A 23,164-nucleotide genomic window follows, 5' to 3' on the forward strand; every position below is an offset into this window, starting at 1 on the left:
ACTTTCTCCTAACCTGCAAATCGTTTTGTTTTAACCCACTTGGTTTCTTTCCGCTTCAAAATCTTGTCCAAGATAACAGATCCTACTGCATCTAAAGAGACAACGATAAAGAGCTGAGAGTAAGTCAAATAGGACACAAGGGCCAGCCAAATCTGTTTGGTGGTCGCCTGTCCAAACTGAGAAGCCAGGGCGATATTGATCTGCAAAAGATAAAGCAAAATCATCAGAAGCCAGTTAAAGAGCATCAGCTGGACGATATAGATATTCTGAGCATCAAAAGCGAAAGGAATCCGCACATCCGGTACAAAGAGCTGGGTAATCATCGCCGCTACATTGGCAAAGAAAACCAAGTCAGATAAGACAATCGCCAAATTAAACCAGAAGAAGATACAAGAATAATTGAACACTTCCAGTTTCACGCGCCAGTTACCACCACTAAAAAGATGCTTGAAGTTGGCAAGAACTACCTCGTAATTCCCCTTAGCCCAGCGCTTACGCTGCATGTAGTAGGACTTGAGGGTTTCTGGCTCTTGTTGGAAGGCCTCTGAGTTATAAGCCAAAGCAATCAGCTTGCCACTCTGCATAATCTTAAAGGAAATTTCCGTATCCTCTGTCAAGGCACCATTTTTCCAACCACCAATACTCTTAACAAACTCAGTGTTAATCAAGAAGTTTGTACCTGGAATCCGTCCAATCTTGAAGAGATGCCACATACCTACGTGGTAAACACGCTGAGTTACAACGATTTCTTGGTTGATACAACGTGTCAGGAAGTTCTGGTTGGCATTCCGGGTCTTGTTGCGTCCGAAAGAAGCAACGTGGCGTTCTGGATCTTCCAAAACTTTCTTGACTAGGAAGTAAAGAGCATTCTTTTCTGGCATGGCATCCGCATCATAGACACAGATATATTCACCCTTGGCCATCTTCAGGGCGTCATTCAGCACCCCTGCCTTACCTCCCGTACCAGTACGGTCTGTAATTGTAATATTGCGTCCAGCATACTCAGGCATAGCCTGTACTTTCAGCATTTCCTGATAAGTATCGTCCGAGCAATTGTCCGCAAAGAGCAGAACTTCCACTCGGTCATGAGGATAGTCCAAGTCCAGAATGGCCTTAGTTGTCTGAGCGATAACCACATCTTCATTGTGGGCTGGGACAACGACTGTAACCATAGGATAATGTTCCAATGGGCTGGTATCCACGTTGAAGTCACTGCGTTTCATCCAGAAATGCACGGAAGAGCATAGAATAACCAAAGCCCAAGCCAGAGACATCCAGATGGAGAACAGAGTGACAATCATAATAAGTTGACTAATCATGACGAGTCACCGCCCTAAAATTTTTATTGACCCGATTGTAAATAACCAGATAATAAATGAAGAGGACCAAAAAGCTAATAGCAAAAAAGATACTTAGCACCATAGAGATGATAAAAAATACTTCTGTTAAAGACATGTGTTTACCTCCTAGTATTCTACGATAATGTCGGTTTCAAGCTGACGCTCCAGATTGCTCAAAGCGTCATCGAAATTATGGAATTTGTCAATATTTTGAGCGTTCAGTTTTAAACTGCCGGACTGAAACTGAATTTTTTGGTCAGTTTTCTTATTCTCAAAGTGCATCATCGTTAAATCTTCACGCACTTTCTCTTGGAAATATTCCTTGACTTCCTGATCCAGATCTTCTACCAGAACGAGAAAGTTACCATTGGATACATAGTAAACTGTTTCTACATTCTGGAAGTCCCAGTTAAGCAGTCGTAAAATTCTCTTGAGCATCCGCTTGTACTCCCGAGAGTGAATTTGATAAAAATGATGATTGTGCGCCCAATGGACCAACAAGGCCTGAAAGGCTGGAGCTTGTTTCTGATTTACTTTCTGAACCATTTCTTCATAGGCCTCAGCAGCATCTTCACTGTCATCCTGCACTAATCCCAAGCGCTGATGAAGATAGAAATTCACTCGGCTGGTCAGCCAAGCACTGACAGGGAAGACATAAAGCAAGAAGAGAACCTGATTGTCCGGTAGGTAGGTTACATCAAAGAGCAAGATCAGAGTTGCGATAACCACACCCAGAATCATAGCCCATGTCACCAAGAGATCAGATAGGACAAAAACACTAAAAATACCTAATAAAATCAGCGCGATTCCGATATAAAATATGTTAGCTGCAAAATTCCAACTGTAGAAAAGAATTAGTCCAATTGTCAGTACAAAGACTGCTAATGATTTTTCTAGTCCTTTTTTCCTAAACATTTTTTACTCCTGTCTTAAATTCTTCCGGCCTAGCCGTCTGCTTAAAATAGTGGGCAATAGCTTGAGCAATCCGCTCAGAAGCCTTACCGTCACCATATGGATTGCTGGCTTGGGCCATTTCCTGATAGAGTGACTCATCTGTCAGCAGGGCTTCCATCGCCTCTGCTACTGCTTGAGTTTCTGTACCGACCAGCTTCAAGGTGCCGGCTTCAACTCCTTCTGGTCTCTCTGTTGTATCACGAAGTACCAGTACAGGCTTACCTAAGGAAGGCGCTTCCTCTTGTACTCCGCCTGAGTCTGACATGATGAAGTAGCTTTTAGCTGCGATATTATGGAAATCCAACACGTCTAAAGGCTCAATCAGATGAATTTTCTCATTGTCACTCAGAATTTCTCTAGCCGCTTCCTGAACCGCTGGGCTCAGGTGAACGGGATAGACAATTTCCACATCATCATGGGCATCTACAATCTGCCGTAGAGTTCGAAAGACTCTCCTCATCGGCTCACCTTGATTTTCCCGGCGATGCATGGTCACCAAAATCATCTTGCGAGCTGGATCAATACGGTCAAGCACCTCGTGCTGATAATCAGCCTGGACGGTCAGCTTGAGAGCGTCGATAGCTGTATTTCCTGTCACAAAAACTGTTTCTGCTGGATGGTTTTCCTTGAGCAAGTTAGCCTTACTCTGTTCTGTTGGTGCAAAATACAAGTCGGTCAAAGAGTCGGTCATCTGACGATTCATTTCTTCTGGGAAAGGAGAGTATTTATTCCAAGTCCGCAACCCAGCTTCTACGTGGCCGATACGAACTTGATTATAAAACGCTGCAAGACTAGCTGCAAAGGTCGTTGTCGTATCACCGTGCACCAGCATAATATCTGGCTTGTTTTCCTTTAAGATATCATCTAGCTTATGCAGGATCTTGACAGTAATATCTGTCAGGGTTTGATTCTTCCCCATAATATCCAAATCATAGTCAGGCTTAATCTTAAAAGTTTCAAGTACCTGATCCAACATCTGACGATGCTGAGCAGTCACAACTGTTGTCGTCTCAAACAAGTCTGCCTGCTTCTTCAGTTCAATAACCAGTGGAGCCATCTTAATTGCTTCTGGACGAGTTCCAAAAACAACCATTACCTTAATTTTCTTCATTTTTCCTCACCAAAAATCAACATTGTTATATTAACTTTTTACTAAAAAATGTTTGTTTTAAGTAACCTTAGTTATTTTACCATCAAGCGTTTCAATAATCAAAGCATGAACTATTATTTTATACTTTCTTAATAGTAATTTACATGTTGGTAACTTATTTAAGATTATTTTAATTTTCTTAACTTAACTGTAACTTAAAATTACTGAAATTTTTCGGTTTTCTCAAAAAAATAAATAAAAAGGAAAGAACTTATAGGCTTAAAGTCCTGTTTTATGCAGAATTTCTTGGTTTTTGCCTATATTTTTTAATATTTATTCATTGTAATAAAATATTATTCTATTTGTAATCTAATTGTTTTCTATTCTTTATATTTCAAAATCCTCCCTTCATGAATGAGCTGGCTAGATAAATGCCAGCTACTGTTCTCTACAATCTTCGACCACTACCATTAAAACCAACCTCCTCTTTTTTTAAATTTCAAACCTGCCTCTCCTACTATTTTAGGATTTTTAAAATAGTATAACCTAGCGCTATCATACTACAAAAAACCAGCTACCTCCCTGATTAAAAATAAATATGGCATCTTGCATCATAGAAAAACTGAAATAGAAAATCTCGAGTGTTTCTTCTATAGTTGTTTATCCATAACGGAGAACTTAAAAACAACTTTCTAAGTATATTATAGGATGGTATTTAGTAGCTAGCAAGAAATTATCGGCTACAACAAAAAATCCCTCCCGATTTTCGGGAGGGAAAGTTCTTTATTTAAGAACAATATTTTCTTCAGTTTCAAATCCACCTGGCAGTTCTGTCACTTCGTCGATAATTTCAACTTCATTAACAGCCTGAGGCTCTAAATTGCGATAGCGGGCCATACCAGTACCAGCTGGGATAATCTTACCGATGATAACATTTTCCTTGAGTCCGAGCAGGTGGTCTTTCTTACCACGGATAGCAGCATCTGTCAAGACACGAGTTGTTTCCTGGAAGGAAGCTGCAGACAAGAAGCTGTTTGTCTCAAGGGAAGCCTTAGTGATTCCCATGAGGACTGGACGAGCTGTCGCAGGCACACCACCTGAGATAACCACATCACGGTTAGCATCTGTAAAGTCTGTGATATCCATGAGAGTTCCCATAAGAAGATCTGTATCTCCTGGATCCATGACGCGCACCTTGCGAATCATTTGACGAACCATTACCTCGATGTGTTTGTCACCGATTTCTACCCCTTGGCTACGGTAAACTTTTTGTACTTCAGCAAGCAGGTAAGTTTCAACAGACAAGACATCACGGACAGCTAGCAAGTGCTTAGGTTGGATAGAACCTTCAGTCAAGGCAGCACCACGAGAGACTTGGTCACCCACTTCAACCTTCATGCGGGCTGTAAATGGTACCACATATTCACCTTCGCCAGTTTGGCCTTTAACAAAGACCTTCTTGGTACGAGTAGATGCATCTTCTTCGATAGCAGTAACTTCACCCTTGACTTCAGTGATGACCGCTTCCCCTTTCGGATTGCGGGCTTCAAAGATTTCTTGGACACGAGGGAGACCTTGCGTGATATCGGTATTAGAGGCAACACCACCCGTGTGGAAGGTACGCATGGTCAGCTGTGTACCAGGTTCCCCGATAGATTGAGCAGCGATGGTTCCGACTGCTTCACCGACTTCAACCGCATCACCCGTTGCCAAGTTGATACCGTAACAGTGACGACAGACACCGTGGCGGGTGTTACATGTAAAGACGGAGCGGATTGTCACTTCTTCAACACCAGCATTAACGATTTCACGTGCCTTGTCTTCGGTGATCAATTCATTTGGACCAATAATGACAGCACCAGTTTCTGGATGTTTAACTGTTTTCTTAGTGTAACGACCATTTAGGCGCTCTTCCAGAGACTCGATCATTTCCTTGCCTTCTGTGATAGAAGTGATGAGCAAGCCGCGATCTGTACCACAGTCATCTTCACGGATAATCACATCTTGGGCAACGTCAACCAGACGACGAGTCAGGTAACCTGAGTCGGCAGTCTTAAGGGCCGTATCGGTCATACCCTTACGAGCACCGTGGGTAGAGAAGAACATTTCCAGAACGGACAGCCCTTCACGGAAGTTAGACAAGATTGGCAATTCCATGATACGTCCATTTGGCGCAGCCATCAGACCACGCATACCGGCCAATTGAGAGAAGTTAGAGATGTTACCCCGGGCTCCAGAGTCCATCATCATAACGATAGGGTTCTTCGGATCCTGGTTGGCAACCAGACGTTTTTCCAATTTCTCACGAGCTGCCCGCCACTCAGCAGTAACTGCATTGTAGCGTTCGTCATCAGTAATCATACCGCGGCGGAATTGTTTAGTAATTTGTTCAACACGCTTATGGGATTCTTCAATAATCTCAGCCTTGTCTTCGACAACTGGGATATCAGCGATACCTACTGTCAGACCAGCCAAAGTAGAATGGTGATAACCCAAGTTCTTCAAGCGGTCAAGAAGAGCAGATGTTTCTGTTGTACGGAAGCGTTTAAAGATTTCCGCAATGATATTACCAAGATTTTTCTTCTTAAACGGAACATTGATCTCAAGCTGCTCAATAACTTCCTTGATGTCTTGTCCTGACTCCAAGAAGTACTTAGCTGGCACACCTTCTGTCAAGTTAGCATTAGTCGGCTCTTGCAAGTAAGGCAATTCCTCTGGCATAATCGCGTTAAAGAGAATTTTACCAACAGTTGTAATCAAAATCTTATGCTTCTGGTCTTCAGTCCAAGGTTTATTAAGACTGTCCGTTGCGATACCAACACGAGTATGCAAGTGAACATAGCCATTACGGAGGGCCATGACCGCCTCATCCATATCCTTGAAAATCATGCCTTCGCCTTCGCGGCCAGCCTCTTCCATGGTCAGGTAGTAGTTCCCCAAGACCATATCCTGAGATGGTGTTACAACTGGCTTACCATCTTTCGGATTCAAGATGTGCTCAGCAGCCAGCATGAGGATACGAGCTTCAGCTTGGGCTTCCTCTGACAATGGTACGTGGATGGCCATTTGGTCACCGTCAAAGTCAGCATTGTAGGCTTCACAGACCAGCGGATGCAAACGAAGAGCTTTACCATCAATCAGAACTGGCTCGAAGGCCTGAATTCCCAGACGGTGAAGGGTCGGTGCGCGGTTAAGAAGCACTGGGTGTTCCTTGATCACTTCTTCCAGAATATCCCAGATACGCTCGTCTCCACGCTCTACCAAGCGTTTGGCAGCTTTAACGTTCTGCACGATATCGCGAGCAACGATTTCCCGCATCACAAACGGCTTGAAGAGTTCAATCGCCATTTCACGCGGCACACCACATTGATACATTTTCAATGTAGGACCAACAGCGATAACGGAACGACCTGAGAAGTCAACCCGTTTACCCAGCAAGTTTTGACGGAAACGACCTTGTTTCCCTTTGAGCATGTGGCTCAATGATTTAAGTGGACGGCTACCTGGTCCTGTGATTGGACGGCCGCGGCGACCGTTATCAATCAAAGCATCAACCGCTTCTTGAAGCATCCGCTTCTCATTTTGAACGATGATACCAGGTGCATTCAACTCAAGCAAACGAGCCAAACGGTTGTTCCGGTTGATAACCCGGCGATAGAGATCATTGAGGTCAGAAGCCGCAAAACGACCACCATCCAGCTGAACCATTGGACGCAAATCTGGCGGAATAACCGGCAGGATATTGAGAACCATCCATTCTGGTTTATTACCAGACTTGTAGAAGGCGTCCAAGACATCCAAACGACGGACAGCCTTGATCCGTTTTTGACCTGAAGCAGTCTTCAATTCTTCTTTGAGGACAGCAATCTCAGCTTCCAAGTCCACTTGTTTCAAGAGGTCTTGAATAGCTTCTGCTCCCATTTTGGCTACAAATGAGCCTGCGCCGTACTCGCGTAAACGCTCACGGTACTCACGTTCCGTCATGATGGACTTGTGCTCTAGCGGTGTATCCTTAGGGTCAATCACCACATAAGCCGCAAAATAAATGACTTCTTCCAAGGCACGTGGGCTCATATCCAAAGTGAGCCCCATGCGGCTTGGAATTCCTTTAAAGTACCAAATATGTGAAACAGGAGCCTTCAATTCGATGTGGCCCATACGCTCACGGCGAACCTTGGCGCGGGTTACTTCAACACCACAGCGGTCACAGACGATTCCTTTGTAACGAATCCGTTTGTACTTACCACAGGCACATTCCCAGTCCTTTGTTGGACCGAAGATCACTTCGTCAAAAAGGCCTTCGCGTTCTGGTTTCAGGGTTCGGTAATTGATTGTTTCAGGTTTCTTCACTTCCCCATAAGACCATGAACGGACCTTATTGGGAGAAGCTAGGGTGATTTGCATACTTTTAAAACGATTTACATCAACCACTATTTCTCACCTTTCTTCATTTTCTAAATCAGTGTGTATTCTTATTCTTTTCCTTCAGCCTCAAAAGCTGCTTTCGCTTCTTGAGCTGCTTTTTCACGCGCTTTTTCAAGATCGTCAACGTGAATCACATCATCATCTTCACCTTCGTCTAGGTCACGCAGCTCTACTTCATTGTCATCTTCATCGAGAACGCGCATGTCCAGACCAAGGGATTGCAACTCTTTGACAAGAACGCGGAAGGATTCTGGCACACCTGGTTTTGGAATTGGTTTCCCTTTGGTAATAGCTTCATAAGCCTTCAAACGTCCATTGACATCATCTGACTTGTAAGTCAGGATTTCTTGCAGAACGTTAGAAGCACCGTAAGCTTCCAAGGCCCAAACTTCCATCTCACCAAAACGTTGTCCACCAAACTGAGCTTTACCTCCGAGCGGCTGTTGGGTAACCATTGAGTAAGGTCCTACTGAGCGGGCATGGAGTTTGTCATCTACCATGTGGTGGAGCTTGATCATGTACATGACACCGACAGATACACGGTTGTCAAACGGCTCACCGGTACGTCCATCATAGAGAATGGTTTTAGCATCACTGTCCATACCAGCTTCGCGCACTGTATCCCAGAGATCTTCTGAGCTTGCTCCATCAAAGACTGGAGTTGCAATATGGATGCCCAAGTTACGTGCTGCCATACCAAGGTGAAGCTCCATAACCTGACCGATATTCATACGAGATGGTACCCCGAGTGGGTTCAACATGATATCAACTGGAGTTCCGTCTGGAAGGTAAGGCATGTCTTCCACAGGAACGATACGGGATACAACCCCCTTGTTTCCGTGACGACCAGCCATCTTATCTCCGACCTTGATCTTACGTTTTTGAGCGATGTAGACACGAACCAACATATTAACGCCAGATTGCAGTTCATCACCATTAGCACGGGTAAAGATCTTCACGTCACGAACCACTCCGTCGGCACCGTGTGGCACACGCAGAGAGGTATCGCGGACTTCACGAGACTTGTCTCCGAAGATAGCGTGCAAGAGACGTTCCTCAGCTGAAAGGTCTTTTTCACCCTTAGGGGTAACTTTACCTACTAAGATGTCGCCTTCCTTGACTTCCGCCCCAATGCGGATAATCCCCATTTCGTCCAGATTGCGTAGGGCATCTTCCCCTACGTTTGGAATTTCGCGGGTAATTTCTTCAGGGCCAAGCTTGGTGTCGCGAGTTTCTGATTCGTATTCTTCCAAGTGAACAGAGGTGTAGACATCGTCTTTCACCAGACGCTCACTCATGATAACCGCATCCTCGAAGTTGTAACCTTCCCATGTCATGTAGGCAACGATTGGGTTTTGTCCCAGGGCCATTTCTCCATTTTCCATAGAAGGTCCGTCAGCGATAAAGTCGCCTTTTTCAACGACATCGCCAACTTTCACTAAGGTGCGTTGGTTATAAGCAGTTCCCGAGTTAGAACGGCGGAATTTTTGAATTTGGTAAACATCAAGAGAACCATCTTCACGGCGGACTTCAACCTTGTCGGCATCCGCATAGGTAACCTTACCATCATGTTGGGCAATGACCGCTGCACCAGAGTCGTGGGCTGCTTGGTATTCCATACCAGTACCAACGTAAGGCGCTTTTGGATCAATCAAAGGCACAGCCTGACGTTGCATGTTGGCACCCATGAGGGCACGGTTGGAGTCGTCATTTTCCAAGAAAGGAATACATGCTGTCGCTACGGCAACTACCTGCTTAGGTGATACATCCATGTAGTCTACTTGGTCTGATGGGAATTCTTGGTTATTACCTTGGTGGCGTCCCATAACGATAGGTTCCGCAAAGCCACCTTTTTCATTCAGCTTAGAGTTGGCCTGCGCTACGATAAATTCATCTTCCTCGTCAGCTGTCAGCCAAACGATTTCGTTGGTTACTACACCAGCTTCACGGTCTACCTTACGGTAAGGCGTTTGAATAAATCCGTATTTGTTAAGGTGTCCATAAGAAGACAAGTTATTAATCAAACCGATGTTTGGTCCTTCAGGCGTTTCAATCGGACACATACGACCGTAGTGAGTATAGTGCACGTCCCGCACTTCATAACCAGCACGGTCACGTGTCAAACCACCAGGTCCTAAGGCAGACAGACGACGCTTGTGAGAAAGCTCAGACAGCGGATTGTGTTGGTCCATGAACTGAGACAACTGAGAAGAACCAAAGAATTCTTTAATAGCTGCAGTTACTGGACGGATATTAATGATTTGCTGTGGAGTTAGTACTTCATTGTCTTGAACACTCATCCGTTCGCGAACATTACGCTCCATCCGAGAAAGTCCAAGACGGACTTGGTTAGCCAAAAGCTCACCAACAGCACGAATACGACGGTTTCCTAAGTGGTCAATATCATCCACGCGACCGATGCCTTCAGCCAAGTTGAGGAAGTAGCTCATCTCAGCCAAGATGTCAGCTGGTGTTACAATCCGTACCTTGTCAGAAGGATTTGCGTTACCGATGATAGTTACAACGCGGTCTGGATCAGTTGGTGCCACAACCTTAAACTTCTGCAATTCTACAGGATCTGTCAAAACAGCTGAATCGTTTGGAATATATGTGATTTTGTTCAAGCCATTATCCAGCTGCTCTGCAATGCTGTCAATGACACTGCGGGTCATAACTGTACCAGCTTCAACCAAGATTTCTCCTGTTTCAGCATCTACCAATGGCTCTGCAATGGTTTGGTTCAGCAAACGTGTCTTGACGCTGAGTTTTTTATTAATCTTGTAGCGACCTACTGCTGCCAAGTCATAACGATGCGGATCAAAGAAACGCGCATCAAGGAGAGAGCGAGAGCTTTCAGCTGTCTTAGGCTCACCTGGACGAAGACGCTCATAGATTTCTTTCAGGGCTTCATCTGTACGAGAGTCCATTGGGTTCTTGTGGATATCTTTTTCAATGGTATTGCGCACCAAGTCGCTGTCACCAAAGATGTCCAAGATCTCATCATCTCCTGAGAAACCAAGCGCACGCACCAGAGTGGTAAAAGGAATCTTCCGTGTCCGGTCAATACGAGTGTAGGCAATGTCTTTTGAGTCTGTTTCCAACTCTAACCAAGCTCCGCGGTTAGGAATAACCGTTGAACCGTAGCCAACTTTTCCGTTTTTGTCAACTTTATCGTTAAAGTAAACCCCTGGAGAACGCACCAACTGGGATACGATAATCCGCTCACCACCATTGATGATGAAGGTTCCCATTTCAGTCATGATTGGGAAATCGCCAAAGAAGACTTCCTGAGTCTTGATTTCACCAGTTTCCTTGTTAATCAGACGGAAGGTTACAAAGATTGGCGCTGAGTAGCTGGCATCGTGGATACGTGCTTCTTCCAGCGTATATTTAGGCTCACGGATTTCATAGCCAACAAATTCCAATTCCATGGTGTCGGTAAAGTTTGAAATAGGAAGTACATCTTCAAAGACTTCCTTCAGACCATGATCCAAGAAATCTTGGAACGAATCCGTTTGGATTTCAATCAAATTTGGTAAATCAAGAACTTCCTTAATTCTTGAAAAACTACGACGGGTACGGTGTTTACCGTATCGAACTTCATGTCCTGCCAAGTTTTTACTCCTTTATGATAAGATACTAAGCCCTTGATAAAGCGAGAAGAAGCATATCTTTACCTCACGCTTTTTAGAGCAAGTTCTGTGAAATGTTTTCAGAGGAAAATCCTCTGTCATTTACAATGCTGCAAAACAGCCACAATCAGTCCCTTTTGTTCAATTTTCAGAAAAATTAAATTATGGTTACATAATTCATTTTTCCTAAAAATAGGCACAAAAAGAGCAGCTAAATCTGACTTATTCAAGTTTGATTTAACTGCTGTAAGCTTCTATTTGGACAATATTTCAAATAAAGCACACGACAAATTATTGTTATCATTATACCTTATTTAGCTAGAAATTGCAAGGATTTCATCCGCTTTCTGAAAAGTTAAAACTGTTCTTGATGCGCTAGTTCCCCTGCCGGTTATTGTTGGAATTGGAGCTGGAATTAGAATTAGAGGTAGAACCGCCCAGTATAGCTGACCAAGCCTTCTGATAATCCGCATCTGATGCCCCGATACCAAACCGGTAGGTCGTGGTCGGAGCACCGTTTTTAGCCCAATAGCTAGGCACTGTCGGACCGCTGAGATTAACAGAGCGGCCGTTTACCGTTACTGTACCTGGCTTTTCCCCTGTGGACTTGAGTACATCAGACTTAATCACACTCGGATCAAGAGTGAACTTATCACCAACACCCCAGGCATTCGGATCTGCCTGATAGATAGCATCTGCCATATAGGCCATGTAGGAAGCGTTATTGTTATAACCAGTCAACGCCGCCATAGAGCTATTATCATCATGACCAATCCAGCCTCCCAGAGTCATCTTAGGAGTAGAAAGCATCAGCCACATATCACCGTTGGTGTTGGTCGTTCCAGTTTTACCAATCCAATCAGCTCCAGCCAAGGTTCCATTGACCTGACTGATTCTGGATTTATAGGTCGTAGTAGCCCCAGAATTGATAACTCCCCGCATGAGCTCCTGCATAATCGTAGCCGCTGCTGGACTGTAAATCTGAACAGGATTGGCCTTATGCTGGTAAATCACCTTGCCGTCTCGGTCTGTGATTTTTTCAACCATGTATTTTTTTTGGTAGGTTCCATTATTAGCCAAGGTTTGGAAACCATTGGTATGTTGAGCTACAGATACTTCAATTCCCCCGCCCATTGGGAGACTCTCAATGCTGTAGTCATCAATGTAATAGCCCATTTTTTCCATATAGCCACGGACATTGACACCTTTTTCGCGTAATCCGCGGTAAGTCCAATATGCCGGGATATTCCAAGAAGTATTGAGAGCTTCTTGCAGGTCCATCATGGCTGTACCACGGCTGTCCACGTGCATGATTGGGTCACCGCTTGAAAAGTTAGTTGGATAATTGGAAAGAACGCTGGCGCTGCCCATCAGGCCTTGGTCAATAGCAATCCCATAAGCCAAAATCGGCTTAATAGTCGAACCCGGTGAGCGTTCCGTATCAAAGGCGTGATTGTTCTGATTAGAAGCATAATCTCTGCCTCCGACAAAGCCAATCACAGCACCGGTTTTGTTGTCCAAGAGGACATTTCCCACTTCAATTGCACCAGTTCCGTCATCCAAGACGCCGCCATAGTTGGCTACTGCATTTTGCATAGCAGTGTGGATGTTCTTGTTAATCGTGGTGGTGACAGTATAGCCGCCATCGCTCAGTTCCTTAGCGGCCAATTCCTTGTAGGCTTTGACAGTGTCATTGTTTTTCAGCTCTTGCTGAGAAACATTATCCCGCTGAATCAAGTACTCGTACATGGTCTGCTGAGCTTCTTCAATCGCTGTGTAATAAAGGTAGCCATGCGAAGATTTTTCCGAGCTTTCAGAAGGCTTGAAATCCTTGGTCAAGTCGTAGTCCTTGTACTCCTTGTACTCTTTCTCGCTTAGATGGCCCGTCCGGTACATATTATAGAGCACATCCTTGGCACGTTCCAAGCCCAGAGCCATATCCCCTTCACTCTTGAGACTGCCATCCGCTGCATAAGGCGAATAAACAATCGGGCTCTGTGGCAAGCCGGCAATAAAAGCAGACTGGGGCACAGTCAAATCCTTAGCAGAAACACCAAAAATCCCTTGAGCAGCTTCTTCCACACCAGCGATATTCTGCCCCTTATTGTTACGCCCAAAAGGCGAAACGTTCAAGTAGGTGGTCAAAATATCATCCTTGGACATGTAGCGCTCCAAAGCCAGCGCATCGACAATCTCCGCCGCTTTCCGCTTGAAGGTCGGCGCATCGCCCACCACCTGCTGCTTGATTAGCTGCTGGGTAATGGTTGAACCCCCGCTGGACGAGCCAACTCCGACAACAGAGCCGAGCGTAGCCCGAAGCACAGCTTTAGGCACCACTCCGTTATGCGTTTCAAAATTCTCATCCTCTGTAGCGATAACGGCTTTTTTTACATTTTCAGAAATGGCGTCACTCTTAACCGGGATGCGGAGCAAATCATTATCCACTTCTGCAATCAAGCTACCATCAGCATAGGTAAGCTTAGAAATCCCAGAGATATTATTCACCTGCTTGACCAGCTCTTCTTGCTTGGGCACTTCAACCTTACTGAATAGACTAGCTGCATAGCCTATCCCGATCCCAGCACCAATTACGCCACCGAAGAAGATAAACACAAAAGCCATATTCATCAGAAGCTTAAAAGTCCGCAAGAAAACAGCAAAAACATCACCGATAGACCAGCCGTTGTTGCTACTGCCGATTTTCTTGCTCCATTCTGGAAGATGTATTTTTTTGATAAAATGCTGGGCTTTTTCCCAGAACTCTTTTAATTTTTCTATTAATTGTTCCAAGTTTGATTCTCCTTGTTATCTTCCCATTATACCAAATATCTATGATTTATTTCAAGGAATCATTGCTATTTAAAAGCTTTATGATACAATAGAGTAACATAAATTTAAAATATAAATAAGCCAATTTCTTGGCTTTTAGAATAGGAGAGACATGATGCACATTTTTGATGAGCTAAAAGAACGTGGCTTGGTATTCCAAACCACTGATGAAGCAGCTTTACGCAAAGCCTTAGAAGAAGGACAAGTCTCTTATTATACCGGATACGATCCAACCGCTGACAGTCTGCACCTTGGCCACTTGGTAGCCATTCTGACTAGCCGCCGCCTGCAACTAGCTGGCCATAAACCCTACGCTCTGGTTGGAGGAGCAACTGGATTGATTGGCGATCCATCTTTTAAGGATGCAGAGCGCAGTCTCCAAACCAAAGAAACGGTAGAAGGCTGGGTAAAATCCATCCAAGATCAGCTTTCTCGTTTTCTGGACTTTGAAAAGGGTGATAATAAGGCCGAAATGGTCAACAACTATGACTGGTTTAGCAGCATCAGCTTTATCGACTTCCTGCGTGACGTCGGCAAATACTTCACTGTCAACTACATGATGAGTAAAGATTCCGTCAAGAGCCGGATTGAGACAGGGATTTCCTATACAGAATTCGCCTACCAGATCATGCAAGGATATGACTTCTATATCCTCAATCAAAACCATAGTGTAACCCTGCAAATCGGTGGTTCTGACCAGTGGGGCAATATGACAGCAGGTACAGAACTCCTGCGCCGCAAGGCTGACAAGACTGGCCATGTGATAACCGTTCCGCTCATTACTGATGCTACTGGCAAAAAATTTGGTAAGTCAGAAGGCAATGCTGTCTGGCTCAATCCTGACAAGACTTCTCCTTACGAAATGTATCAATTCTGGATGAATGTCATGGACGCAGATGCTATCCGCTTCCTGAAAATCTTCACCTTCCTGTCCTTGGATGAGATTGAAGAAATTCGTCAGCAGTTTGAAGCAGCACCACACGAACGCTTGGCTCAGAAAGTCCTAGCTCGCGAAGTGGTCAGTCTGGTTCACGGTCAAGAAGCTTACCAGGAAGCCCTCAACATCACTGAGCAGCTCTTTGCCGGAAATATCAAGAACCTATCCGTCAAGGAACTCAAACAAGGTTTGCGCGGTGTGCCTAACTATCAGGTCCAAGCAGAAGACAACCTCAATATTGTAGAACTGCTTGTGACAGCCGGCGTGGTAAACTCAAAACGTCAAGCCCGCGAGGATGTCCAAAACGGTGCCATCTACCTCAATGGCGAGCGCATCCAAGATTTAGACTATGTCCTTAGCGCCTCAGATAAACTGGAAGACGAGCTGACAGTTATCCGCCGCGGTAAGAAGAAATACTTTGTCCTGACCTACTAAAGATAAAAATCCGATTACCTGAATCGGATTTTTCTATGTCTTACCAAGGAAAGGACATTCAACTTTATAAAAACAGATAGAAAGAGAGTTCTCATGAAACCAAAACTCGCCCGCTTTGCCCAAGCTTCGGCTCTGGCCTGCCCACTTTGCCAGCAAAGCTTGGCTATGGAAGAAAGCAGCCTCAAGTGTCTTAATCGCCATTCCTACGACATCGCCAAATTCGGTTATGTCAATCTAGCTCCCCAGGTCAAACAAGCTAGAGACTATGACAAAACGAGCTTTCAAAATAGAAAAGTCATCTTGGAAGCCGGCTTTTATCAGCATATTCTAGATGAGTTGCAGGATCTGCTGCAGACCCTGCCTAAAGAACAGACCATTCTAGACGTCGCTTGCGGAGAGGGCTACTATGCTCGAAAAATTCAGGAAAAATTCCCCAACAAAGAAATTTACGCTTTTGATCTATCCAAAGATTCTATTCAACTAGCTGCCAAAAGTGATCAGAGCCTTGCTGTAAAATGGTTCGTCGGGGATTTGGCACACTTACCCGTTCAGGATCAAAGCATGGATGTCTTACTGGACATCTTCTCACCAGCTAACTATCATGAATTTCAACGAGTATTGAAAAAAGAGGGGCTTATCATTAAAGTCATCCCGACAGAAAGTCATCTGAAAGAAATTCGTCAAAAAGCTACTCAATATCTGGACAAGAAAGATTATTCTAATCAAGATATCATCCAGCACTTCCAGAAGCACTTTACGATTCTATCCAGAAAAACCGTAGAATCCACACATGCCCTGCATTCTAAGGAGAAAACTGCCCTACTGCAGATGACTCCTTTACTCTTTCATGTTGAAAAAAATCTAATCAATTGGGAGCAGCTTACACATGCCACCATTTCAGCTGAGATTCTTATCGGAAAACTAAAACAAGAAAAAATCTAAGCTCCTTTCAGTAAAAAACGCTGTTATAACAGCCATTTTAAAAACGCAGACAAGCCTGTCTGCGTTATTTGTTTATCAACTGATTAATAGACTGTCTTCTCTGTCTCTGGATCAAAGAAGTGCGCTTTATTGAGGTCAAAGCCTAGGTCAATACCTGCACCAGTTTCTAGGTAATCCCGTGAATCCACACGCGCTACAAACTCACTAGAACCCACTTGGCAGTAGAGGTGAGACTCTGCTCCCAGCAATTCTGAAACAGAAATCTTAGCATGGACAACTGAATTCGGGAAAGTTTCCAAGAAAGCAGCTTCCGCATTGATATCTTCCGGACGAATACCGAAGATCAGCTCCTTGCCCTCGTAATTTTTCTCCCGCAGAACCTTGAGAGCTCCTTCTGGCACAGTCAAGCGCAGACCTTCTGCTACAATCTCATTCCCTTCAAGCTTAACTGGGATAAAGTTCATAGCTGGGCTGCCGATGAAACCGGCAACGAACTTATTAACTGGGTTGTTATAGACTTCTTGAGGTGTACCAATCTGCTCCACTCGTCCAATCGTTCCAGTTCCAGCAGGATTCTTGGTCGCTGACATGATAACAATCCGGTCAGCCAGAGTCATAGCTTCAGTCTGGTCGTGGGTAACATAAATAGTTGTTGCCCCGATACGACGGTGAATCTTGGCAATCTCTGCCCGCATAGAAACACGTAGCTTAGCATCCAAGTTAGACAAAGGCTCATCCATAAGGAAAACCTTTGCATCCCGAACAATAGCGCGTCCCATTGCTACCCGCTGACGCTGACCACCAGATAAATCAGCTGGCTTACGCTGCAAGAATTCCTTCAAGCCCAAGATTTCTGCTGCTTCATTGACCCGTTTTTCAATATCTTCCTTGCTGTACTTGCGCAGCTTGAGACCAAAAGCCATGTTGTCGTAGACAGTCATATGCGGATAAAGGGCATAGTTCTGGAAGACCATAGCGATATCACGATCTTTTGGCGCCACATCATTGACCACTGTACCGTCAATAGAAGCAGTTCCTTCAGTGATGTCTTCAAGACCCGCAATCATACGCAGAGTAGTTGATTTTCCGCAACCGGACGGACCAACAAAGACGATAAATTCCTTGTCCTTGATATCTAAATTGAAGTCTTCCACTGAGTAGTGGTCGCTGTTGGGATATTTTTTATAGATATTTTTTAGATTTAATTCGACCATAATAAGCCCCTTCTTTTGAATAAAAATATTTTATTTTAAGCTCTCGTTTGCAAAGCGCTTTCACATTGTCCATTATATCGTTTTTTTTTGACTTTTTCAAGCACTTTTAGTAAAACGTTTGCATAATTTTTGAAAATTTTCTCCATCAAAAAAAGAGACCACTGGGCCTCTTTAAAACTTATTCTTCTTTTTTTCTACTACGGAATGACAATCCAGCTGCGCCTAAAGCGCTGATAAGTCCTGCAACTGTGAAAAGAGCATTAGAAGCTTGACCCGTATGCGGCAAGACTGACGCACCACTCTTACTTTCCTTGTTTTTAAGCTGAGCTAGCTGGGTGACCTTAGCTGATGAAGACTGCTCTTGTACTGATTTGGTCCCATCAACTGCTGGCAAAATACCGCTAGTTACTTGGTAAGCAGGTAAAGCATCAGCTACTGCCGCGTCAGCAGCATTGACACCGCCGGTAAATTCCGGAAGAGCCGCCATTTGAGGAGCGCTGTCTGGATGTGCACTCCTGACTGATGGCTGAACGCCAGCATCATAGGCGTTATTTTCTGCCATGGTTGGCTCAGAATCATTGACGCCTCCTGTAAATTCAGGCCGTGTTACTGTTGCTCCTTCTGAATCATTTACATTTCCACTAAATTCTGGTTGTACTGAAGACTGCGGAGCTGTATCGGGATGAGTTCCAACTTCATGGCTGGACAAATCATATTCCGACGCCGTTGCCGTTGCTGGCTCAGAGTCGCTGACGCCTCCACTAAATTCAGGCCGTGTTGCTGTTGGTGCTTCTGAATCATTTACATTGCCACTGAATTCTGGTTGTACTGAAGACTGTGGAGCTGTATCGGGATGAGTTCCAACTTCATGGCTAGACAAATCATATTTCGACGCCGTTGCTGTTGCTGGCTCAGAGTCGCTGACGCCTCCACTAAATTCTTGCCTATCTTCCTGTGGTGAATCACTTGGAATAGAAGAAGCTGTCTTAGCTTTAGCAGCATTCTTGACAATCGCTTCTAGATTTTCAAGAGCTTTTGTCTGCTCAGCAGCAATCTGTTCCTGCAGCTTCTCTGCTTTTTCAGCACTGTCTACACTATCATCTAGCTGCGCAATCGCATCTGTCACCGTCTTTAATACTGCTAGAATCTTTTCTTTAGCTTGCTTTTTATCGAGTTCTGAAAGTGTTTGATGATGTTCAATTGCTTCAATCTGTTTGTCGACTTCTTCTTCAAGCTCATCTAAAACCAAATCTTTGCCAACTGGATGAATCGTGTCCAAGCTAGCAATTCCAGCTTCCTCAATTCTCTCCAGTTCTTCTTCGGTATCAGCCTTTTCAAGCGCTGTTTTCGTATCTGCTAGAGTTGCTTCCGCTTCAGCTTTAGCCGTAGCCCGTTCTGCATCTGACAGATTCGGGTTGCTCCGTAAGTCTGTTAGCTTATCAGACAGAGCAAGATCTAGTTTCAGTCCAGTCGTAGCTTTCAGCAAACCTTGCTTCTCTGCCGCTACCTGTTCTTGAATTTTTTCGGCATCATCAGGACTTTCAACCCAAGCATTATAAGCTGCAATTGCTTTTTGAGCTATGGCTGCTGCATCTTCAATTTTCTTTTTAGCTGCAGTTTTTTCCTCAACAGAAAGACTTTGACTCTTCTCAACAGCCTCGATAGTAGCTGTTTTTTCTTCCTGAATTTCTTTTAAGAACTGCTCTTTGCCAATAGGGTGAATCTTGGCTAAGCGGGCTATAGCTGTTTCTTTTTCCTGGTCATAGACTTCCTGAGAATCTGCTCCTTCAATAGCCTTCTTGGCTGCTTCCACCACCTGCTCTATCTCGCCTCTAACTGCTTTCTTTTCTGCTTCTGAAAGATTAGGATTTGCTTCCAAGTCAGCTAACTTGGCAGCCAGAGTGAAATCTACGGTTGAACTTGCTATAAATTTGAAAAACTTATCTTCCTCGGTTACTGCTTGCTCTTGAATCACTTCCGCTTGCTCAGCTGTTGTTGCATTAACATCTAATTTCTGAATTGCATCTTCTGCCTCTGCTGCCTTCTTCCTTACAGACTCTTGGAAGCTTTTCTTTTGCTCCTCAAGCAGTAAATCGCTACTATCTACAAGTTTGTCAAACTCTGCTTTTCCATTTTGGATTTCATCTAGAAGTAAATCTTTGCCGACTGGATTGATAGAGTTGATGTCTGCCAATCCATCTTCCTTAGCTTGATCAATCCTTTCTTTATCCTCAGCTGCAGCAATTTCATTCTGAGCCTTTGCAGCTGTTTGATTGACTTCCTCCTTAGCTGCTGCAAGCTCCTCAGCTGACAAATTTGGATTATTCCCAAGATCTGTCACTTTCTCAGCCAGAAACGTGCCTACTTCTGTATTAGCAGCCTCCCTGACCGTTGTCAAATCCTGATTTACTGGCGATGCAGCGACCGGAGTCTCTACTGCATTTGCCACTGGCCGCTCCTCATCTGCCGCCACCATACTGTGACCTAAAAACAGAGCACAAATAAGGACTGAACTAACACCTAAAACTGACTTCCGAATAGAATATCGCAAAACTTTTTCTGTTCTTTTCATTTTATTCTCCTCTGAACATATTTTATTTTCCTGATCAGTAACCCTTAATAAAAAGTCCAGTCAAACCTCCCATAAATCTTTCAGATTAGGTAATCTTTAAACTACACTTTCTATTTGACTTCTGATAAGATTTTTTATTATTTTATCATATTAACTTGTTAAAATAAAAGAATTATCGGCTTGATTTATGTACATTTTTGTGAAATCGTCCAGTTTTTAAACAGACATGATGTCCAGAAATTAAACTAAAAATTTTTCCATTTAACAATGTGTAAACTTTTTTAGTAAAAATTCCGGGCTATTTTCTAGCTTATTTCAGACAGAAAAAGTAAAATGGTATAGGAGGGATAAAATTATGGCTCTTAATACACGAGATAGGATTTTAGATGCATTTTTTGAATTAGCAGATAAACAGCCAGACAGGTCGCGTTTTACCTTTACAGAAATCGCTAAAGAAGCCGGTTTGTCAAGACAAGCTATTTACAAACGACACTTTAATAACACTACTGAAATTATCGAATACATTCGCCAAGATATGGTAAAGCAAGCCTTTGCCCCCAACTGGAATAGCAACAATGCTGAAGCGGACTTAGATCCTTTCACTTTTTTGGCTCAAACGATTCTTCCCGCTATTTATGAGCAACGCCAACGCATTAAAATATTATATACTAGTTCTGTCGATCCCTTGTGGAGCGATTTTATTACTGCCAGTTACAAGGACTGGATCGAGCAGAATTTAAATCTTGACCACCAAAAATTAGGTATTCCTGAAGACCTGGCCAATCAACTGCTGGCCGGCTGGATTAGTTCTCTTATTGAGAATTGGATCACTCAGGATGACCCCGTTCCTTGCAAGCAGTTCTCTAAGACATTTCTCAACCTTGTATCTTCACCCCTAACCAGCTTTGCTGCCTATGATAGTCCAGCTGGTCCTTCAAATAAAATTGTTATCGCATAACCAACTAGAAGAAAAACAGAGAAATGACAGAACCGGTCCTTGTAAGGTAAGACTGGTTTTTTAATATTTTTATATTAAATTTTAAAAATAATTGGACATTTCCTCTATAAAGTGTTATCATTTTAGTTGACAAGCGGTAAACTATTTTGTTGGAATTTGCTCTGTTTTTAGACAAACCAGCAAGAACTTAATAAAAAAGAAGGAAGGTACTTATGCCCCAAGATACTCGAGACAAAGTCGTCAATGCCTTAATTGAGCTGGCAGAGCAAAACCCTGAAAAGTCTTATTTTACTTTTTCAGAGATTGCAAAACAAGCTGGTCTATCGCGCCAGGCTATCTATAAAAAGCATTTTAGCAATGTTGAAGACATTATCCAATACATCCGCCAAACAATTATGACTCCGTTTTTGCCCCTGTATGAAAGCTACGAAGAAGGAAATGGAGAAAATCCATTCTGCTTCTTTGCCCAACATATGATTCCTACTCTCTATGAACATAGGAAATGGATGAAGGTGCTCTATACTACAGCTATCGATCCTTTCTGGAGTGACTATCTATCTACCTTCTTCACTCAGTGGGTCGTGCAAAATTTAGAAATTGACTCTAAAAAATTGGGAATTCCAAAAGAAATGGCTACGGAAATTGTTGTTAGATGGATTAACTCCCTCATTGAAATTTGGATTATCAAAGAAGATCCTATGCCAGCAGAGGATTTCGCCAAGCTCTTCCTGAATGTGATTTCAACCCCTATGGATCAGTTTATAACACCTCACAGTGAATCCTAATTCAACTCAAAATTATGAAGCCCGCCTAATTTAGGCAGGCTTTTTTGTCGGCAAAATTTCTTACTCTCCCAAAGAAAAAGAGCAGATGTTTTTCTGCTCTCATCAACTATATAGATTTTAACATCAAAAGACAAGCTTCGTTTAATCTACACGATAATAGAAGCTGCCTTGCTCGTCAAAGCTATTCAGGCCAACACCTGTCCAGATTCTGTCTTGGCCAGCATCGGAGTTGTCTGTAAAGTTTTCCTTGTCTGCGACCTTAACTCCCTTGGGAAGAAACTCAATCAGAAAACCTCCGCTTTCTCCGCCGTAGACACCGCCAGCAGCAGTACCATAGTCTGTCAGAGAAGCTCCATACAATTCATAACCACTTGAAACCAAGCCCTTTTCATCAAAAACAAGCTGGTTGCCAGAAGCATCCTGCCAGGTTCCTTTAACGCTGGTATAATTACCATTTGCAAGTGCTGAAATGTCCATCGCTTCCTTCTTTTCCTTGGTTTTTTCTGTGCTCGCACTCTCTGAGCTAGTGTTGCTAGCCGCTGAAGATGCTGCTGCAGTTGATTGACTGGATGCCTGCTCCACAGAACTTGTTACCGAGCCCGTACTGCTAGTAGGCGTCTCTGATTGATTCGTAGCACTGCCCCTTGAGCAAGCTGTCATAGCTAATAAAGCAGCTCCTGCTAGTAAAAAAGGTAAAGCTTTTTTCTTCATTTTTCTCCTCTTTCTCACGGTAAGATAAATCATGTGATTAGTAACATTATAGATTATTTTATCGCTTTTTACAAGAAGAATTCTAGCAGCTGGGCGGGCGCAAAGCTACTGACTTTATTCATTCAGCTTCTGCCACATCCAGAACCCTGTAGATTGTTTTTGCCAGAGCCGCTTCATAATCAGATGCACCATAAGGCTTATCAGTCGTGACTTGGGCTGTCTGCTTTTCTAAGTCCACAACCACATCTGACACTCCCTCCATAGATAGGAAGTGCTGGGTGACGTGTTTGACACAATTTTGACAAGATAAGTTTTCTAATTGAACTGTTTGTTTCATAGA

General features: G+C 43.7%; 15 protein-coding genes. 4 read left to right on the top strand and 11 right to left on the bottom strand.

Annotation, left to right across the window (positions count from 1 at the left end; genetic code table 11):
* Window positions 1-8: 8 nt before the first annotated feature.
* From PCY71_RS06745 to pbp1b, 7 genes are all read right to left on the bottom strand, one after another.
* Window positions 9-1,319, bottom strand: a complete 1,311-nt coding sequence (locus tag PCY71_RS06745; protein ID WP_002896777.1) for a glycosyltransferase — start codon at window positions 1,317-1,319, stop codon at window positions 9-11.
* Window positions 1,312-1,455, bottom strand: a complete 144-nt coding sequence (locus PCY71_RS06750; RefSeq protein WP_002896778.1) for a hypothetical protein — start codon at window positions 1,453-1,455, stop codon at window positions 1,312-1,314. The genes PCY71_RS06745 and PCY71_RS06750 overlap by 8 nt, the downstream gene beginning before the upstream one ends.
* Window positions 1,456-1,466: 11 nt before the next feature.
* Window positions 1,467-2,255 (bottom strand): hypothetical protein, encoded by a 789-nt coding sequence (locus tag PCY71_RS06755; protein ID WP_002903501.1) that lies wholly within the window; start codon window positions 2,253-2,255, stop codon window positions 1,467-1,469.
* Entirely contained in the window at window positions 2,248-3,405 is a 1,158-nt protein-coding gene (gene wecB / locus PCY71_RS06760; RefSeq protein WP_002910860.1) for a non-hydrolyzing UDP-N-acetylglucosamine 2-epimerase, read from the bottom strand. Before wecB ends, PCY71_RS06755 begins: the two co-directional genes overlap by 8 nt.
* Window positions 3,406-4,167: 762 nt before the next feature.
* Window positions 4,168-7,815: a DNA-directed RNA polymerase subunit beta' gene (rpoC, locus tag PCY71_RS06765; protein WP_002907455.1), complete on the bottom strand. Its 3,648-nt coding sequence runs from the start codon at window positions 7,813-7,815 to the stop codon at window positions 4,168-4,170.
* Between the two features lie 41 nt (window positions 7,816-7,856).
* Window positions 7,857-11,423, bottom strand: coding sequence for a DNA-directed RNA polymerase subunit beta (gene rpoB / locus PCY71_RS06770; RefSeq protein ID WP_002910862.1), 3,567 nt, complete (start codon window positions 11,421-11,423; stop codon window positions 7,857-7,859).
* Window positions 11,424-11,816: 393 nt separating this feature from the next.
* The gene (pbp1b, locus tag PCY71_RS06775) at window positions 11,817-14,231 is read right to left on the bottom strand and encodes a penicillin-binding protein PBP1B (RefSeq protein WP_002910864.1); all 2,415 of its coding nucleotides are present in this window, start codon (window positions 14,229-14,231) and stop codon (window positions 11,817-11,819) included.
* Window positions 14,232-14,385: 154 nt separating this feature from the next.
* Between pbp1b and tyrS the strand changes: the two genes are divergently transcribed.
* Complete coding sequence (gene tyrS, locus PCY71_RS06780; RefSeq protein WP_032912553.1) at window positions 14,386-15,642, top strand: tyrosine--tRNA ligase; 1,257 nt, start codon at window positions 14,386-14,388, stop codon at window positions 15,640-15,642.
* A 93-nt stretch (window positions 15,643-15,735) separates the two neighbouring features.
* The gene (locus PCY71_RS06785) at window positions 15,736-16,584 is read left to right on the top strand and encodes a putative RNA methyltransferase (protein WP_002910866.1); all 849 of its coding nucleotides are present in this window, start codon (window positions 15,736-15,738) and stop codon (window positions 16,582-16,584) included.
* An 83-nt stretch (window positions 16,585-16,667) separates the two neighbouring features.
* Here the strand turns inward: PCY71_RS06785 and PCY71_RS06790 are convergent, their stop codons facing one another.
* On the bottom strand, window positions 16,668-17,798 hold the full coding sequence (locus PCY71_RS06790) for an ABC transporter ATP-binding protein (RefSeq protein ID WP_002910867.1): 1,131 nt from the start codon (window positions 17,796-17,798) through the stop codon (window positions 16,668-16,670).
* A gap of 178 nt (window positions 17,799-17,976) precedes the next feature.
* Window positions 17,977-20,370, bottom strand: coding sequence for an SIALI-17 repeat-containing surface protein (locus PCY71_RS06795; RefSeq protein WP_048771917.1), 2,394 nt, complete (start codon window positions 20,368-20,370; stop codon window positions 17,977-17,979).
* A 355-nt stretch (window positions 20,371-20,725) separates the two neighbouring features.
* On the opposite strand from PCY71_RS06795, the gene PCY71_RS06800 reads away from it, so the two are divergent.
* The gene (locus tag PCY71_RS06800; RefSeq protein ID WP_002896831.1) at window positions 20,726-21,328 is read left to right on the top strand and encodes a TetR/AcrR family transcriptional regulator; all 603 of its coding nucleotides are present in this window, start codon (window positions 20,726-20,728) and stop codon (window positions 21,326-21,328) included.
* A gap of 212 nt (window positions 21,329-21,540) precedes the next feature.
* Entirely contained in the window at window positions 21,541-22,113 is a 573-nt protein-coding gene (locus PCY71_RS06805) for a TetR/AcrR family transcriptional regulator (RefSeq protein ID WP_002896832.1), read from the top strand.
* 141 nt (window positions 22,114-22,254) lie between these two features.
* Here the strand turns inward: PCY71_RS06805 and PCY71_RS06810 are convergent, their stop codons facing one another.
* Both PCY71_RS06810 and PCY71_RS06815 read right to left on the bottom strand, forming a co-directional pair.
* Window positions 22,255-22,857 carry a DUF6287 domain-containing protein gene (locus tag PCY71_RS06810; protein WP_002910874.1) on the bottom strand — a complete coding sequence of 201 codons (603 nt, stop codon included), beginning with the start codon at window positions 22,855-22,857 and terminating at the stop codon, window positions 22,255-22,257.
* Window positions 22,858-22,942: 85 nt separating this feature from the next.
* Window positions 22,943-23,161 carry a heavy-metal-associated domain-containing protein gene (locus PCY71_RS06815; RefSeq protein ID WP_002910875.1) on the bottom strand — a complete coding sequence of 73 codons (219 nt, stop codon included), beginning with the start codon at window positions 23,159-23,161 and terminating at the stop codon, window positions 22,943-22,945.
* Window positions 23,162-23,164: the final 3 nt, after the last annotated feature.

It is taken from the genome of Streptococcus sp. SN3 (assembly GCF_030439905.1).

Bases quoted from the DNA above. Each gene is read 5' to 3' on its own strand.
- PCY71_RS06750 (WP_002896778.1), bottom strand. From the start codon at position 1,455: ATGTCTTTAACAGAAGTATTTTTTATCATCTCTATGGTGCTAAGTATC.
- PCY71_RS06815 (WP_002910875.1), bottom strand. From the start codon at position 23,161: ATGAAACAAACAGTTCAATTAGAAAACTTATCTTGTCAAAATTGTGTC.
- wecB (WP_002910860.1), bottom strand. From the start codon at position 3,405: ATGAAGAAAATTAAGGTAATGGTTGTTTTTGGAACTCGTCCAGAAGCA.
- PCY71_RS06805 (WP_002896832.1), top strand. From the start codon at position 21,541: ATGCCCCAAGATACTCGAGACAAAGTCGTCAATGCCTTAATTGAGCTG.
- PCY71_RS06800 (WP_002896831.1), top strand. From the start codon at position 20,726: ATGGCTCTTAATACACGAGATAGGATTTTAGATGCATTTTTTGAATTA.
- PCY71_RS06790 (WP_002910867.1), bottom strand. From the start codon at position 17,798: ATGGTCGAATTAAATCTAAAAAATATCTATAAAAAATATCCCAACAGC.
- PCY71_RS06785 (WP_002910866.1), top strand. From the start codon at position 15,736: ATGAAACCAAAACTCGCCCGCTTTGCCCAAGCTTCGGCTCTGGCCTGC.
- tyrS (WP_032912553.1), top strand. From the start codon at position 14,386: ATGCACATTTTTGATGAGCTAAAAGAACGTGGCTTGGTATTCCAAACC.
- PCY71_RS06745 (WP_002896777.1), bottom strand. From the start codon at position 1,319: ATGATTAGTCAACTTATTATGATTGTCACTCTGTTCTCCATCTGGATG.
- PCY71_RS06795 (WP_048771917.1), bottom strand. From the start codon at position 20,370: ATGAAAAGAACAGAAAAAGTTTTGCGATATTCTATTCGGAAGTCAGTT.
- PCY71_RS06755 (WP_002903501.1), bottom strand. From the start codon at position 2,255: ATGTTTAGGAAAAAAGGACTAGAAAAATCATTAGCAGTCTTTGTACTG.
- PCY71_RS06810 (WP_002910874.1), bottom strand. From the start codon at position 22,857: ATGATTTATCTTACCGTGAGAAAGAGGAGAAAAATGAAGAAAAAAGCT.